The following is a 15,518-nucleotide window of genomic DNA, read 5'->3' on the forward strand; positions in this document are numbered from 1 at the left end:
CGATGACGGGGAAACCTCTAGCACTGGTCACGGGCGCGGCCCAGGGGATCGGCTATGCCTGCGCCGAGGCGCTGATCGAAGACGGCTATGATGTGATCCTGTCCGACATCCAGACGGAAGGCGTCGCCAAAGCGGCGGAAACCTTGGGCGCTGTCGCAGGCATTGTCTGCGACATGGGCGACGTTGCGCAGATCGAGGCGATGTTCGCGCAGATCGCAGCGGATCACGGCCCGCTTCACGCGCTGGTCAACAATGCGGGCATCGCCATGCCCGGCGATTTCCTTACCTATGACCTGAGCGCCTTTGAAAAGGTGATCGATGTGAACCTGCGCGGGGTCTTTGTGGCCACGCAGCTGGCCGCGCGCGTCATGGTCGAGCACAAGATCGAAGGCGCGATCGTCAACATGTCCTCGATCAATGCGCAGGTGGCGATCCCGGCGATCCCGGCCTATTGCGCGTCGAAGGGTGGCTTGATGCAACTGACCAAGGTCGCCGCACTTGCGCTGGCCAAGAACAACATCCGCGTGAACGCGGTCGGCCCCGGCTCCATCGATACGGAGATGATGGCGGGCGTCAATGCCAACCCCGAGGCCTTTCGCGTGGCCATGTCGCGCACGCCGCTGGGACGGTCGGGCAGCGCGCGGGAAATCGGTGACGTGGTGGCGTTCCTCTGCTCGAAGAAGGCCAGCTACATCACCGGTGAGACGATCTATGTCGACGGCGGCCGCCTTGGCCTGAACTACACCTGCTGAGGCCGCGCAAGATGTCGAGATATCCCGAGACATACGCTGCCTGGCAGGCTGATCCGGTCGGGTTCTGGCAGGAGGCGGCGCAGCAGATCGACTGGTTCACGCCCGCCACATCTGTCTTCAACGCTGAGGCCGGGGTCTATGGACGCTGGTTCGACGGGGCGACCTGCAACACCTGCTTCAACTGCGTGGACCGGCACGTTGCGGCGGGGCGGGGTGATCAGCTGGCCGTCATCCACGACAGCCCGATCACCGGCACAGTTGCCCGCTACACCTACGCGGAACTGTTGGAACAGGTCAGCGCGCTTGCCTCCGTCTTGCGCGGGCTGGGCGTGGCCAAGGGCGACCGAGTGGTCATCTACATGCCGATGGTCCCTCAGGCGATCTTTGCCATGCTGGCCTGCGCGCGGCTTGGGGCGGTCCATTCGGTTGTCTTCGGCGGCTTCGCGGCGCAGGAACTGGCGACCCGGATCGACGATGCCGCGCCCAGGGTGGTGATCTCGGCCTCTTGCGGGATCGAACCGGGACGAGTGATCGCCTACAAGCCGCTGCTGGATGAGGCCATCGACCTGTCACGGAACAAGCCGGACCATTGCGTGATCCTGCAACGCGACACGCTACGCTGTGAGCTGACCGCAGGCCGCGACGTCGATTATGCGCAGGCTGTCGACGGGGCCATCGCAAGTGGCGCGGGCACGGAATGTGTCCCGGTCGCCGCCACCGATCCGCTGTATATCCTCTACACCTCCGGCACCACGGGCCAGCCCAAGGGCGTCGTGCGCGACAACGGCGGTCATATGGTGGCGCTGCGCTGGACGATGGAGCATCACTACGGCATCCAGCCAGGCGAGGTGTTCTGGGCCGCGTCGGACGTGGGCTGGGTCGTGGGACATTCCTACATCTGTTACGGTCCGCTGCTGCATGGGGCGACCACCGTGGTCTTTGAGGGCAAGCCGGTGGGCACCCCGGATGCGGGCGTCTTCTGGAAGGTCTTGCAGGATCACGGGGTAAGCGCGCTGTTCGCCGCGCCTACCGCGCTGCGGGCAATCCGAAAGGAAGACCCCGGCGGCGCGCGGATCGCCGATTACGATCTCAGCCGCTTTCGCACGCTCTTTCTGGCCGGGGAACGCTCTGACCCGGCGACGGTGGAATGGGCGCAGGCCAAGCTGTCCCGCCCGGTCATCGACCATTGGTGGCAGACGGAAACCGGCTGGCCCATGTCCGGCAATCCGGTGGGTCTTGGTGCCTTTCCGGTCAAGCCGGGCTCTCCGGGTAAGCCGATGCCGGGGTATGACATCCATGTGCTGGATGACGAGGGGCACCCGGTTCCGCCCGGAACGCTGGGCAATATCGTCTGCAAGTTGCCGCTGCCGCCTTCGGGCTTTCCGACGCTGTGGAATGCGCCCGAACGGTTCGTGTCGTCCTATCTGGCAGAGTTTCCGGGCTACTACGCGACCTCGGACGCCGGGATCATCGATGAGGAAGGCTATGTCTTCATCATGGCGCGCACTGATGACATCATCAACGTCGCCGGGCATCGCCTATCGACAGGCGCGATGGAAGAGGTCATCGCCAGCCACCCCGACATCGCCGAATGTGCCGTGGTGGGCAAGGCGGACGCGCTGAAAGGGCAGATGCCGCTGGGACTGTTCGTGACCAACGACGGGGCCAACCGTGATCCGAAGGAACTGGAACGCGAACTGGTGACGCTGGTCCGGTCGAAGATCGGGGCCGTTGCCGCCTTCAAAACCGCGATCGAAGTCAAGCGCTTGCCCAAGACCCGTTCCGGCAAGGTGCTGCGCGGGACGGTTCAGAAGATCGCCGATGACATCGCGTACAAAATGCCCGCTGCCATCGACGACCCTGCTATCCTTGAGGAAATCACCACCGCGCTACGGGCGCGCGACCTGATCGGAGAACCGGCATGATCGAACGACTGCACACTGGCCATCGCATGAGCAAGATCGTCAAGCACAACGGCACCATCTATCTGTGCGGGCAGGTGGGGGCGGGCGAAACCGTCGCCGATCAGACCCAAGATTGCCTGTCCCGCATCGATGCGCTGCTGGAAGAGGCCGGATCGGACAGCGCCCACATCCTGCAGGCCATCGTCTGGCTGGCGGACATGGCCGATTTCTCAGAGATGAACGCCGTCTGGGATGCCTGGGTGCCTGCGGGCATGGCCCCGGCACGGGCCTGCGGCGAGGCGCGGCTGGCCCGCGACGCGCTGAAAGTCGAGATCATCATTGCCGCCGCAGAGAAACCCAGCCCAGAGGGAGAGCGCACATGACACCGGCCGTTGAGATGCGCAATGTCAACAAGTGGTACGGCACCTACCACGCGCTCAAGAACGTCAACCTGTCGGTCGCGAAGGGCGAAAAGATCGTGGTCTGCGGCCCGTCGGGTTCCGGCAAGTCCACGATGATCCGCACCATCAACCAGCTTGAGGAACACCAGTCCGGTGAAATCCTCATCAACGGGGAGCCGATCAACGCCGATGCACCCAACATCGAGGCGATGCGGCGCGAGGTGGGCATGTGTTTCCAGCACTTCAACCTGTTTCCCCATCTCAGCATTCTTGAAAACTGCACCCTCGCACCGATGCTGGCCCGCAAGATCCCGCAAGCAGAGGCCGAAGAAACCGCGATGCGGTTCCTGAACAAGGTTCAGATCGGAAATCAGGCGAAGAAGTTTCCGGGGCAGTTGTCAGGCGGGCAGCAACAGCGTGTCGCAATTGCCCGCGCGCTGTGCATGAAGCCGGAGATCCTGTTGTTTGACGAGCCGACCTCGGCGCTGGATCCCGAAATGATCGGCGAGGTTCTGGACGTGATGGTCACGCTGGCCCAGGAAGGCATGACCATGGTCTGCGTGACGCACGAGATGGGCTTTGCCCGCAAGGTCGCGGATCGCGTCCTGTTTATGGATGCAGGTGAGATCATCGAGGAAAACGACCCGGAGACGTTCTTTACCTCTCAGACGAACGAGCGCACGCGGGCCTTTCTGGATCAGGTGCTGACGCATTGAATCCATCGGCGGCTGGCCTGCGAACGCGGTCAATGAGCGAAGGCCTGTGCTGCCAAGGGCTGTGCCAAGCGCTTTGCTGATTAGATCACCGGGCGGACCGATCGCAGGTCCGCCCGGTTTTGTCTGAAAGTCAGCGCAGCAATTCCAACTCTTTCATGTCGTAGCCCAGCGGTCCGGCAAAATCTTCGATCGAGTCGTAGAGCAACTCCAGCGAGTATTGCGGGTTGTGCGCGTAGTTGCCGGGATCTGCCGTAACCAGCTTCCAATTGAAGGCCGCACGCAGGCTGCGAGGCGTCCAGGAACCGTAGACGACGGGTTTGCCATCGGCGACGTCAATGACACCGTCGCCATTCGCATCCGCAAAGAAATAGGGATAGCGATTTCCGTCATAAATGACCGGGGCGCCGACGACCTCATCCGCATAGGCCCGGATCATCTCCATCAGCGTATCGGCATTGGCCATGATGTCGGACCGGATGCCGACAGAGGTGTCGCCGCTGCCGTCATAGCTCTGGCGGGCAATACGAATGCTCTGCGGGCTGTCAGCCTGATGGCAGGTCAGGCAGGGCTCGAATTCCACCTCCAGTGTGTGCGGCTCATGGCAGGAGTTGCAGCTGGCAACGGGACGTGCGTGAAAGAAACGCCCCGAATAGTCCCGCCCGTCGTAGTGATAGCCGGCCGCGCCGTATCCGCCCAGCCATGTGGCAGCGGCGGTGGCGTAATGCGGGTTGATGAAGCGCAGCTTGGCATCGGGCTCGTCTTCGTCGAGGTCTGCAATGGCCGTACGGACATTTGCGCCCGACGTGCGCCCCTGATGGCAGGTCAGGCAAGAGGCCTCGACCCCCTGAACCGGGTGGATGACACCACTGGGGAAGGTCACGCTCTTGATCTCGGCCAGCCCGGCGTTATGGCATGTGCCGCAATCGACGACGCCGCCGGTATTGATGGGACCGTTCACAACCCCCGGTTCTGTTCCGTCAAGGCCATGGAAATCGCGGAACCCCTCGCCGGAATGGCAGGTCGCGCATGAGGCGTTAATTTCACCTTCTTCGTCCCAATGACTAAAGGCCTCGGCCGCCGCGTTGGCATGGGCCGAGCGGAACCAGTCAGAAATCGCCTTGTCGTTGTCGATCTGGATTTCGGCGGGTTTGAACGGGCCGGATTTCGGCAGGGCAAAAGGAATCACCGGCGTCTCATCGGTCTTGGTGGCGTCCGACGCTGTCTGGCCAAAGACCGTGCCGCCAATGGATAGCGCGGCAAGCCCCGCCAAAAAAACCATCGGAATAGATGATTTGAGGGATGGCAATGGCATATTCGGCCTCCTGTGCGCGTTGTTCCACTGTCTCGGCCCAAAGGTAGACCGCACTGGCATTTCAGACTTTGATTTATCTCATGTCTAGGGTTTGATTCTCCGTGCTAGCGTGCCGCCTGTTGAGGTCAGCGAAAGTCGCGGGCAGGGTGGACGCGGCGGCGCAGTAAATCGGGGGCAGAATGGCATTCTTCGGATCCCGGGCAGGGCTCAGCCCGGATTTCCCTACTCCACCCGCGGACCCGGTGGTTACGGATGTGACCACGGAAGAGGCCGCCGTTCGGCCGCCGACGGGGCGGTTGCTGCATGTCACCTCGCTGGTGAAAGAGGGGGATTCTGTCGCGAAAGGGGCGGCAGTCGCCTGCCTGCGCCACGCGCCGGACATCTGTTTCAGCGCGCCCGTGGCCGGGCGGGTCGCGCGTATCTCGCTGCTGCCGGGTCGAAAACTGTCAGAAATCGTTTTGTTCCGTGAGGATGACTCCTCTGTCGAGACGCATGACACAGGGCCGGCCACCACGACCGCGGGCCTGAGGCGCCTGATGCAGGGCGCGGGCTTTTGGCCGTGGCTTCGGCGGCGGCCCTTCGGCGGGATGCCATCGCGCGAAGAGACACCTGCCGCAATCGTCGTGATGGCCGCCGACACGCGGCCCGGTGCGCCCGATCCCTGCCAGGCTCTGGAAGGCCGCGAAGAGGATTTTTCCCGCGGGCTGGCGGCGCTGGCCCGGCTGACGGAGGGGCCGGTTCTGGTCTGCGTGCAGAGCGGTACGCGGCTTGAATGGCCGGACCCGGGTGAGGACCGCATCCGCAAGGTAACCCGTGGGGCGCGGCATCCCCAGGCCGCTGTCGGGATATGCGTCCATCAATTGTTCCCCGCCGGTCTGGATGCGCCGGTCTGGGATGTTCATGCCGAGGATGCCGCCGCCCTTGGCACGCTGTTGAGGACCGGCAGCCTGCCGATGACGCGGCTTGTGACAATCACCGGGGCCGCGCTGCGAGAATCGCGCACCGTCCGAACCCATTCGGGGGCGGATCTGCGGCAGTTGACCCATCGCATTGTCGCACCCGGCCAACATGAGTTGATGTCCGGTGCGGCGCTGGACGGCCACGTGGCGCAATGGCTTGCGCCGCGTCACCGCCAGATCACGGTCCTGCCGCGCAGACCGGCGCGCAACCGGCCTCACTGGCTGGTGGCGGCCCTCAATCGCAACGCGTCGGGCAATCCGGTCATTCCCTCTGCCGCGCTGACGCAGGCGTTCGCCGCGGCGCTGCCCGCCACGCCATTTGTCCGTGCACTGGGCGCGGGTGATGACGAAACGGCGATGAAACTGGGCCTGCTTTCCCTGTTGGAAGAAGATGTTGCGCTTGCCGACTATGTGCTGAGCGAGGGTGGACACCTCAAGGATCAGTTGCGCGCCGTGCTCGACCGGATCCAGACAGAGTTCGCGGCATGATCCGGGGGCTCTGGAACAGGGAGACCGTGGCCGCGATGTTGCTGGCCGCCTACCTGCCGCTGGCGGTGTTCTGGCTCTGGCTGAACGCGCCAGAGGCGCTGGCGCGGCTTGGGTTGTCGCTGCTGGTGGTGGGGTTCTGGCATCTGGTGTTCATGCTCTTGCGGGCGCAGCCGCCATCGCTGGTCGGTCTGATCACGGCGTTCGCCATCGCGGTTCTGGCCCCCGTGGATCTGGGCGTGTTCCGCATGGTGCTGGGCATCAGCTTTGGCGTGGTGATGGGGGAATTGGTGTTTGGCGGCTGGGGCCGCAACGTCGTGAACCCGGCAACCGTGGCCCTGTCTTTCCTGGGCTTTGGCTTCCCGGGCTTCGGCTGGCCCACGTTTGACGCGCCGGTTGTCTGGGCGGCGATTCCGGCGGCCCTGATCGGCGCGGCCTTCGGTGTGATGCCGATTGGGGTGCTGGCCGGCGCGGGACTTGTCGCGCTGGGCGCGGTGCTGGCCGGGGTCCTGCCGGAGCCGGTTCTGCTTGCCTCCGGGCTCGCACTGGTGCTGCTGGTGGCCGATCCGGTCACAAGCGCGGCGACATCGCTTGGCCGTTGGCTCAACGGTGCGCTGTATGCGGCGCTGGTGATCCTGTTTGCCCAAGGGTGGGCCGGGGCGGCCCCGGTCCAGATCGCCGTTGCCGCAGCATTGCTTTCTTCTCTTGCAGCGCCGCTTCTGGACGAAGCCGCGCTGACCCTCTGGATTGCCCGACGCAGGAGGCGACATGGCCGGTCGTGACTGGAACCCGATACGACGCTTGCTGGCACTCCCGAACGAAAGCCGGGTGAAGACGGTCATCGTCGCCTTTCTTGTCGCGGCGATCTGCGCGGCGCTGGTCAGTGGCGCCACGGTCTACCTGCGGCCCATTCAGGCGGCCAACCGCGCGGCAGAGGAACAGGCCCGGATCGCGGCGCTGGTCCGTGGCATCCCCGGCATGACGGACTTGCTGGAACAGTCGGGCGGCACCCTGTCCACCGTGGTCGTGGACCTGGACAAGGGCCGTGCCGCATCAGAGGTGACCCCGGCGACCCTGGAAACCGCGCTGGCCGATCCGGCGAACTGGACCACGCTCACTGCCGGGCAGGATCTGGCGGGGCTTGGCAGACGGCCCGACTATGCGCAGATCTTTCTGCTGCGCGATGCCGACAAGGTTTCGCTGGTGCTGCTGCCGCTGGCGGGGCAGGGCTATGGCGGGCAGATCGACGCGGTTCTCGCGCTGGGAGGTGACATGAACACGATCGCCGGGATCGCCATCACCTCGCATTCCGAAACGCCGGGTCTAGGCGGGCGGATCGAGGAAGCCGCTTGGCAGGCGGGTTTTGCCGGAACCGAATTGCGTAATGACAGCGGGGCTATCGCCTTTCGCGTGGCGCAGGGCGCGGCGTCGACTGCGCAAGAGGTCGACGGCATCACCGGCGCCACGCGGACCGGGCGGGGCGTGACCCAGATGGTGCGCTTCTGGCTGGGCCCCGACGGATACGGCCCGCTGCTGGCCGCCATCGAGCGCGGAGAGTTCTGAGCCATGGCGCAGCGGATGAACTTCTGGACCACCCTGACCGATCCGCTGATCCGGCAGAACCCGGTGACGCTGCAGATCCTTGGCATATGCTCGGCGCTGGCGGTCACAACGACGCTTGTGACGGCGGTGACCATGTCGGTCTCTCTGACCGTAGTTCTGACGCTGGCGGCGGGGATCATCAGCCTGATCCGGCGGCATATCCCGGACACGATCCGCCTGATCGTGCAGATCGTGATTGTCGCCTCTCTGGTGATCGTGATCGACCAGATCCTGCAGGCCTACTTTGCCGAGGTCAGCCGCGCGCTTTCCGTCTATGTAGGGCTGATCACCACCAATTGCCTTGTGCTGGGCCGGACAGAGGCCTACGCCCGCCACCACGCGCCGCTGCCGTCGATGGTGGACGCCTTTGGCAACGGGTTGGGCTATTCGCTGGTTCTGATCGTGATCGGCGCGCTGCGCGAATTGTTCGGCAAGGGCGCGCTTTTTGGCGTGCAGGTCCTGCCGCTGGCCGACGCGGGGGGCTGGTTCACGCCGCTGAGCCTGATGTTGCTGGCGCCCTCGGCCTTCTTTCTGCTGGGCCTCTTGGTCTGGGCGGTGCGCAGCCTGAACCCCGAACAGGCCGAAGCACCCGAACACACGCCGCCTCTGCGTCCGGAGCCTGCAGAATGACAGAGCTTTGGGGCCTTTTCATGACCGCGGCCTTTGTCGACAACATGCCGCTGACCCTGTTTCTGGGGCTGTGCACCTTTCTGGCCCTATCCAGACGGCCCGAGGCGGCCCTTGGGCTGGGCGTGGCAATGACCGGCGTTCTGGGAGTTACGGTGCCGCTCAATCACCTGATCTACACGTATCTTCTGGCCCCTGGTGCCTGGACTTGGGCGGGTCTGCCGGAGATTGACCTGTCGTATCTGTCGCTGATCGCCTTCATCGGGGTAATCGCCGCCTCTGTGCAATTGCTGGAACTGTTGCTGGACCGGTTCATGCCGGGCATCCACGCGGCCTTTGGGGTGTTCCTGCCTTTGCTGACCGTGCAATGCGCCATCCTTGCGGGCAGCCTGTTCATGGTCGAACGCAGCTATACGCTGGCTGAATCGGCGGTCTTCGGTCTGGGCAGCGGGGTTGGTTTCGCCGTGGCGGTTGCGATGCTGGGGGCGATTCGCACCCGCCTTGCCTATGCCGATTTGCCCGACGGTCTGCGCGGTCTGGGGGTCGCCTTTGTACTGGCGGGGCTCATGTCGCTTGGCTTTGCCTCCTTCGCGCAAATGGCGGCAAGCCAATGACGGAGGTGTTGCTGGCAAGCGCCGTCATCGTGACGCTGGTCGTGGGGCTAAGCATTGGGTTGCTGGGCCTGCGGCGACGGCTGGTTCCCGAGACGACCTTTGAGGTCGCGGTGAACGACAAGGTACATCTGGTCGCCCGACGCGGCGACAAGCTGCTGAACGTTCTGCACGGAGGTGGCATCCTGATCCCCGCCGCCTGTGGCGGGTCCGGCACCTGCGGCCTGTGCCGGGTGACGGTGACGGGCGCCGGGGCGGGTGAGCCGCAGGCGACAGAGCGTGGCGTCCTGTCGCCCGGCGAACGGCGCGCCCATGTCCGGCTCGCCTGCCAGACCGGCCTGCGTGGCAACTGTTCGGTTGACGTGCCGGACGACATCCTGAGCGCCGGTGGCGGGTTCCTGTGCAAGGTGGCCTCTACCCGGATGCTGGCCCCTCTGATCCGAGAGATCGTGGTCGACCTGCCGCCGGACCGCTCATCCGAGTTTCGGGCGGGCGACTTCATGCAGATCACGGCGCCGCCCTACAGGCTCGATTTCAAGACGCTCGACATTCCGCCCGCGTTTCAGGACGCCTGGGACATCGCGGGCTGGCGCAGGATGCGCGCCGGATCAGAGGACGAGGTCACGCGGGCCTATTCACTGGCCAGCAGGCCGCAGGATACCGGGCGCGCCGTGTTCAACATCCGCCTTGCGGTGCCACCGCCGGGGCGCGAAGACAGGATGCCGCCGGGTGTCGTGTCCTCCTGGCTTTTCTCGCTCCAGCCGGGCGATGACATCACCCTGTCCGGTCCGTTCGGAGAATTCCACGTCCAGCCGACCAGCCGCGAGATGGTCTATGTCGGCGGCGGCGTGGGGATGGCGCCCCTGCGCGCCATGATCCATCAGGAACTGGCGCGCGGGACGTCCCGCCGGATTCGCTATTTCTATGGTGCCCGGTCTGCCGCGGATCTCTTCTATGCCGAGGAACTGGCTGCTCTGGCCGCGCAATACCCGAATTTCAGCTGGACGCCCGTGCTGTCCGATCCCGCACCGGGTGATCGCTGGCGGGGGGCGACCGGATTTGTTCACGAGACTCTGCGCGCCCAGATGCAGGGCCACAGCGCGCCGGAGGAATGTGAATATTACCTCTGCGGTCCGCCGATGATGATTTCGGCCGTTCTGGCCACACTTGAACGGCTCGGGGTTGAGCCGTCCTCCATCTTTTACGACGATTTCGGAGCCTGAACCATGAAGCTACGCCTCCAGAACCCCGGTCGTCGCGCCGCCCTTGGTCTTGTTGCGGCGGCGGCGCTGATGCCGCGCACCGGCTTTGCGGGCGGTGTCGAGACACTGAGCGGAGCCGCTTTCGGGACACATTGGCGGATCGCCACCCCGCCGGGCAGCGGCCTTGCCGCGCTGGCCCCTCAGATCGAGAGCCTTTTCGCACAAGCGGACAAACAGTTTTCGCCTTGGCGCGCCGACAGCGCCATCAGCCATTTCAACGCCAGCCCGGCTGGCAAACAGGCGGCGGATCCCGCGCTGATCGAAGTGACGGCGGCGGCGCTGGACATCGCCCGGCGGACATCGGGGGCCTTTGATCCGACCGTCGGGCCTTTGGTGGCGCGCTGGGGGTTTGGTCCGATCGCACAGGGCGGCGCGCCGGACTGGCGCGCGCTGAGCACCACGCCAGACGGCCTGTCAAAGACACGCGCTGACCTGACATTGGACCTGTGCGGCATTGCCAAGGGCTGGGCGTTGGATCGCGCGGCGGATTTGGCGGGCACTGCCGGTATCAAAGACCTGCTTTTTGATCTGGGTGGGGAATTCATCGCATTGGGTCAGCACCCCGACGGGCGCGACTGGCGGGTTGCGGTCGAAGCGGCACTGCCGCTGGCACCCAGCCCCGCAGCGCTGCGTCTGCTCGGCGGGACGGCGGTGGCCACGTCGGGGATGCGGGCGCAAAGCTATGTTCTGAACGGGCGCCAGTACAGCCACATCATCGACCCCGGCACAGGCGCGCCGGCGTCCGGTACGCTGCGCTCCGTGACCGTGGTGGCGAGCGACGCGATGACGGCAGATGGCTGGGCCACCGCGCTTTGCGCAGCGGGCGATGAGGCCGGGCCGGACCTTGCCCAAACACACGACATCGCGGCGCTGTTCCAGTACCATGACGGTCAGCAGATCCGGCAGATCCGGACCGGCGCAATCGCCGACCTGATCCTGTAGGCGGAGAAAGCCATGGAAATCGCCTTTGCCATCGTGATCGTCTGTCTTGCTGCAGGGGGCATGGCCATCGGGCTGCTGTTTGGTCGCAACCCGCCGCGTACTAGCTGCGGCGCAGCGCAACGGATCGCGGCAGCGCGCTGCTCGGATTGCCCCCTGCGCCAAGCCACCGAGGGAGAAGGCCCGCAATGACCGAATACCGTGTTGGCGCGATCACCCGCACCGAAATCGTGACCCTGCAGGCGGAAACCCCGATCCGGCGCGCGGTGGCCGTTCTGGTGGATGCAAATGCGGCAGCCGCGCCGGTTCTGAGCGACGACGGCCGCCTGATCGGCATCCTTTCGCAGAAGGACTGTTTTCAACCCGCACTTTATGCCAGTTACCACCGCGAATGGACCGGACAGGTGGCCGACCACATGACGGGGACCGTCGTTTCGGTCGATGTCGAAGATGAAATCATCCGCGTGGCGGAAATGTTTTTGCGCTACCCGCACCGGGTCTTTCCGGTTCTGAAGGGGGCAAACGTGGCCGGTCTGCTGCATCGGTCGGATGTGCTGCGGCTGCTGACGCGCATCGGCTGAGGACGCCCGGAGTGCGTGCCGATCTGGCGATCATCGGGTCAGGCGCTCCTTGCGATAGCTGGCCGGTGTCGTGCCCACCCAGCGTTTGAAGGCGCGGGTAAAGGCGCTTTGTTCCGAAAACCCGGTGAGAAAGGCGATCTCGGCCAGCGAATGCCCCTCGTCGCGCAACAGCCCTTCGGCCAGATCCCGGCGGGTTTCCTCGGTCAATGACTGGAAACTAAAGCCATGTTCGGACAAACGCCGATGAAAGGACCGAGCGCTCAGGCCAAGGCCACGCGCGATCTCCGCCATTTTCGGTGTCCCTTCGCTGAGCGATTGCGCGATGGCGGCCTTGGCCTCCGTGACGATCGGGGGGACTTGGTCGATCTCGGACAGTTCCGCGTCAAGCTGCGAGATCAGGTAGCGGGAAATCCCCTCGTCCCCAAGGATGTTCGGTTGCGTCAGCGTTTCCGGTGCAAATAGCACCGCATCAAGACCGGCGTCGAACCGGACCGGGCATCCGAACCAATCCTCATGCGCGGCTATCGATGCCGGGGCGGGGTGCGAGACCAGAACCTCGACCGGCGTAACCGACACGCGGCTGACCTGACGGGCCAGTGCCACCGTGGCAACAAGCGTGGTCTCGTTCGACAGACGCATCCCCAGACGCCGCTCTCCGGGGCGGTGAACAACGTGAAGCAACCCGCGCGGATCGGGACGCAATTCATACCCCACCACGCTGGTCCACAGCCGTGCATAACGTTCGACCCTACAAAGTGAACCGTGCAGGTCGCGGGCAGCTTTCCACGCCAGCCCCAGCGCCCCGTATTCGTCGCAGCGCATCGAGGCACCCACGCGCACGGGCAGATCCGTGGCGTCCACCTGCGCGGCGATGCTTTCCAGCATGTCGTAATAGGTCTCTGCCAGGATCATCACCCTGGGATCCCAAGGCGCGTCCGGGTCCAGGCCGACACGAGCAAGCATGGCTGCGGCATCGATACCCTCGCCAGCCGCGGCAATCATCTTGCGTGCAAAGAGCGACGTGACATAGCCCATGGCCCCAAGCTTAATAAGACCGCTGTCAAAGGCCAAGCGGGCGGTGCTGGGCGATTTGCTCAGGTCATCTGGCGTACCACGTCGATGACATGGCCATCCCGGTATTCGCAGACGGCCACGACGCGCCCGTCGGACGGGGGCGGGACGTGTCGCGTGGACGTTGCCATCGCCTCGGCTCGGAGCGTTTCGAAAGAGCGCACCGGCAGGCCGGCCTGTCCCAACCGCTCTGCGAGATCGGGGCGGCACGGGTTCACGGCCAGCCCGGCCTCCGTCACCACTACGTCCACTGTTTCGCCCGGCGTGGTCAGGGTGCCGACCTCCGGCACCAGCTTGGCGTAACCCGCAGCGGTCAGCCGGGTTGTCACAATGGTCAATCCCGCGCCTGCCGCCGTGTCCGAATGCCCGCCCGATCCGCCGATGATCGTCCCGCCGGCACGGGTCGTGACATTGACGTTGAACGCCTGATCGACCTCCGTCGCGCCAAGGATGACCGCATCCACCCGGTCCACCACCGCACCGCCGATGTGCGGGCCCGCGTAGACCGATGCAGACATGCTCTGATGGCGCGGGTCGGTCTGATAGGATCGGACGGCGTCGAGATCAAAGCACTGCACGTCCAGCAGCGCGTTGAACAGCCCCTCGTTCAGCATCCGCACATGGAACCCGGTGATACCGCCGGAACAGAAACTACCGGTGATCCCGCGCGCGGTCATGATATCGCCCACGGCGGCGGCGGTTGCCAATGATACGCCGCCCGCACCGGTCTGAAAGGCAAAGCCATCCGCCAAGGCGCCACTTGCCGCGATCACATCGGCGGCGGTGCGGGCGATCTGCAGGCTTGTTCCGTCCTCTGCCGGTCGGGTCGTTCCAGAGGCGATGCCGGCGGGGTCTCCGATCCGATCCACGCAGACGACGTGATGCACAAGGTGCTGCGGTATGTCGATCAGCGGGGCAGGGTAGGCCAGCAGGCAATCGGTCACCGCCACCACTCGCCGCGCCACCTGCACGTCGACCATCGGATAGCCCAGCGTTCCGCAGGCGGTCTGACCGGCGCGTCCGGTGATATTGCCTGCTTCATCCGCAGCCGGGGCCGCGACAAAGGCCACGTCTACCTGCAGTTCCCCAATGTCCAGCGCCCGCGCGCGCCCGCCGTGCGTGGTGAGGACGACAGGCGCCGCCAGTTCCCCCCGGCTGATCGCCTCACCCACCGGTCCGGAAATGAAACTGGTCGTCAGCCGGGTCACGGTCCCGGCCCGGATATGATCGACAAGCGGGGCATGAACCGGAAAGATCGAGCTGGCGGCCACATGCAGATCCCGAATGCCGCACCGCGCCAGCGCCTGCAGGACAAGGTTGAGCACGGCGTCGCCATTGCGCAGGTGATGGTGGAAAGAGATCGTCGCGCCATCGCGGATTTCGCAGGCGTCGATGGCAGCGTCGAGATCGGCCAACAGCTTGCCGCGGGGCCGGGTCTTGGCCGCCGTGGCAAGCGGCTGAACCGCGCCGTATCCCGGAATCCGTCGGGGAAGGTCCCGCATCGCGCTCTCCTGACCAGTGTCCGGCGATCTATGGGCAGTCGCGCGCGAAAGGCAAGTTGGAGCTGGCTATTGCTCTTGATCGATGCCTTCGATCAAGGCCTTGGCACGCAAGAGGTGTTGCCGCATCTGGCGCCGCGCCGTGTCCGGGTCACGGTCCGCGATTGCGGCGACAATGGCCTGATGCTCGGCAATCGACCGGTGATGGTGTTCGTCCCGCAGATCGTCGGCGTTGCGGGGCAACGTCACGCGCGCTCGCGGGATCAGCAGGGGCCCCAAGTAGTCCAGGAGGTCGACCATGTAGGGATTGCCGCTGGCTGCCGCGATGGCGTTGTGAAAGCGCAGGTCGGCCTGCGCGGCACCGGTGCCCGTGCGCAGTGTCTCTTCATGGGCTGCTGCGGCGGCGCGGATGTCTTCCAACTGGGCGTCGCTTCGTCTCTCGGCGGCCAGGGCCGCGCATACGGCTTCAAGACCTAGCCGCAATTCCAGCACCGAGCGCACATCCGCTAGGGTTTCGCTTTGCGGCAGCTCGAAACCAGAGCCGCGCGGAATGACCTCTGCCACCACATGCGTGCCGCCCGGTCCGGGGACCAGTACACCGCTTTCGGTCAGATCCTCGATTGCCTTGTCGATGATGGATCCGCTGGTGGTGAATTCCGCCATCAGTTCTTCGCGGGTGCCGGGCGAAGCGCCGGGGCGCAGGGTGCCGGTTTGCACCCGTTCCCGCAGGCTGTTTGCCACCTGATCGGCCAGTTTTTGCGCCCAGAGCGCGCGGCGGGACGTGGAATGCGCCATA

At 65.1% G+C, this 15,518-nt stretch carries 17 protein-coding genes; 13 read left to right on the forward strand and 4 right to left on the reverse strand.

The features are described 5' to 3' along the window. Positions 1-2: 2 nt before the first annotated feature. From ACTXGA_RS05170 to ACTXGA_RS05185, 4 genes are read left to right on the forward strand one after another with little or no spacing between them, the layout of a single operon-like run. Positions 3-752: an SDR family NAD(P)-dependent oxidoreductase gene (locus ACTXGA_RS05170; RefSeq protein WP_443392071.1), complete on the forward strand. Its 750-nt coding sequence runs from the start codon at positions 3-5 to the stop codon at positions 750-752. An 11-nt stretch (positions 753-763) separates the two neighbouring features. Next, the gene (locus ACTXGA_RS05175) at positions 764-2,677 is read left to right on the forward strand and encodes a propionyl-CoA synthetase (RefSeq protein WP_443392072.1); all 1,914 of its coding nucleotides are present in this window, start codon (positions 764-766) and stop codon (positions 2,675-2,677) included. After that, positions 2,674-3,039 carry a RidA family protein gene (locus ACTXGA_RS05180; protein ID WP_443392073.1) on the forward strand — a complete coding sequence of 122 codons (366 nt, stop codon included), beginning with the start codon at positions 2,674-2,676 and terminating at the stop codon, positions 3,037-3,039. Before ACTXGA_RS05175 ends, ACTXGA_RS05180 begins: the two co-directional genes overlap by 4 nt. Then, on the forward strand, positions 3,036-3,773 hold the full coding sequence (locus tag ACTXGA_RS05185; RefSeq protein ID WP_443392074.1) for an amino acid ABC transporter ATP-binding protein: 738 nt from the start codon (positions 3,036-3,038) through the stop codon (positions 3,771-3,773). The genes ACTXGA_RS05180 and ACTXGA_RS05185 overlap by 4 nt, the downstream gene beginning before the upstream one ends. Before the next feature lie 130 nt (positions 3,774-3,903). On the opposite strand, the gene ACTXGA_RS05190 is transcribed toward ACTXGA_RS05185, so the two are convergent. After that, positions 3,904-5,052: a cytochrome c3 family protein gene (locus ACTXGA_RS05190; protein ID WP_443392075.1), complete on the reverse strand. Its 1,149-nt coding sequence runs from the start codon at positions 5,050-5,052 to the stop codon at positions 3,904-3,906. 212 nt (positions 5,053-5,264) lie between these two features. On the opposite strand from ACTXGA_RS05190, the gene ACTXGA_RS05195 reads away from it, so the two are divergent. The 9 genes from ACTXGA_RS05195 to ACTXGA_RS05235 are packed head-to-tail and all read left to right on the forward strand — an operon-like array spanning position 5,265 to position 12,152. Continuing rightward, a complete protein-coding gene (locus ACTXGA_RS05195) occupies positions 5,265-6,533 on the forward strand; it encodes a Na(+)-translocating NADH-quinone reductase subunit A (protein WP_443392076.1) in 1,269 nt (422 codons plus the stop codon). Continuing rightward, on the forward strand, positions 6,530-7,312 hold the full coding sequence (locus tag ACTXGA_RS05200) for an RnfABCDGE type electron transport complex subunit D (RefSeq protein WP_443392077.1): 783 nt from the start codon (positions 6,530-6,532) through the stop codon (positions 7,310-7,312). Before ACTXGA_RS05195 ends, ACTXGA_RS05200 begins: the two co-directional genes overlap by 4 nt. Further along, the gene (locus ACTXGA_RS05205) at positions 7,299-8,093 is read left to right on the forward strand and encodes an FMN-binding protein (RefSeq protein WP_443392078.1); all 795 of its coding nucleotides are present in this window, start codon (positions 7,299-7,301) and stop codon (positions 8,091-8,093) included. Before ACTXGA_RS05200 ends, ACTXGA_RS05205 begins: the two co-directional genes overlap by 14 nt. 3 nt (positions 8,094-8,096) lie before the next feature. Continuing rightward, complete coding sequence (locus tag ACTXGA_RS05210) at positions 8,097-8,762, forward strand: NADH:ubiquinone reductase (Na(+)-transporting) subunit D (RefSeq protein ID WP_443392079.1); 666 nt, start codon at positions 8,097-8,099, stop codon at positions 8,760-8,762. After that, a complete protein-coding gene (gene nqrE / locus ACTXGA_RS05215; protein WP_443392080.1) occupies positions 8,759-9,373 on the forward strand; it encodes an NADH:ubiquinone reductase (Na(+)-transporting) subunit E in 615 nt (204 codons plus the stop codon). The genes ACTXGA_RS05210 and nqrE overlap by 4 nt, the downstream gene beginning before the upstream one ends. After that, the gene (gene nqrF / locus ACTXGA_RS05220; protein ID WP_443392081.1) at positions 9,370-10,593 is read left to right on the forward strand and encodes an NADH:ubiquinone reductase (Na(+)-transporting) subunit F; all 1,224 of its coding nucleotides are present in this window, start codon (positions 9,370-9,372) and stop codon (positions 10,591-10,593) included. The genes nqrE and nqrF overlap by 4 nt, the downstream gene beginning before the upstream one ends. 3 nt (positions 10,594-10,596) lie before the next feature. Further along, positions 10,597-11,574 carry an FAD:protein FMN transferase gene (locus ACTXGA_RS05225; RefSeq protein WP_443392082.1) on the forward strand — a complete coding sequence of 326 codons (978 nt, stop codon included), beginning with the start codon at positions 10,597-10,599 and terminating at the stop codon, positions 11,572-11,574. Positions 11,575-11,586: 12 nt separating this feature from the next. After that, the gene (locus ACTXGA_RS05230; protein WP_443392083.1) at positions 11,587-11,763 is read left to right on the forward strand and encodes a hypothetical protein; all 177 of its coding nucleotides are present in this window, start codon (positions 11,587-11,589) and stop codon (positions 11,761-11,763) included. Beyond that, the gene (locus ACTXGA_RS05235) at positions 11,760-12,152 is read left to right on the forward strand and encodes a CBS domain-containing protein (RefSeq protein ID WP_443392084.1); all 393 of its coding nucleotides are present in this window, start codon (positions 11,760-11,762) and stop codon (positions 12,150-12,152) included. Before ACTXGA_RS05230 ends, ACTXGA_RS05235 begins: the two co-directional genes overlap by 4 nt. Positions 12,153-12,182: 30 nt before the next feature. On the opposite strand, the gene ACTXGA_RS05240 is transcribed toward ACTXGA_RS05235, so the two are convergent. The 3 genes from ACTXGA_RS05240 to ACTXGA_RS05250 form a co-directional block, all read right to left on the reverse strand. Continuing rightward, positions 12,183-13,187 (reverse strand): AraC family transcriptional regulator, encoded by a 1,005-nt coding sequence (locus ACTXGA_RS05240; RefSeq protein ID WP_443392085.1) that lies wholly within the window; start codon positions 13,185-13,187, stop codon positions 12,183-12,185. A gap of 59 nt (positions 13,188-13,246) precedes the next feature. Next, positions 13,247-14,725, reverse strand: a complete 1,479-nt coding sequence (gene citF / locus ACTXGA_RS05245) for a citrate lyase subunit alpha (protein WP_443392086.1) — start codon at positions 14,723-14,725, stop codon at positions 13,247-13,249. Positions 14,726-14,791: 66 nt separating this feature from the next. Further along, positions 14,792-15,517 (reverse strand): FadR/GntR family transcriptional regulator, encoded by a 726-nt coding sequence (locus ACTXGA_RS05250; RefSeq protein ID WP_443392087.1) that lies wholly within the window; start codon positions 15,515-15,517, stop codon positions 14,792-14,794. Position 15,518: the final 1 nt, after the last annotated feature.

Source organism: Antarctobacter jejuensis, assembly GCF_052266595.1.
Classification (GTDB): Bacteria; Pseudomonadota; Alphaproteobacteria; order Rhodobacterales; family Rhodobacteraceae; genus Antarctobacter; species Antarctobacter jejuensis.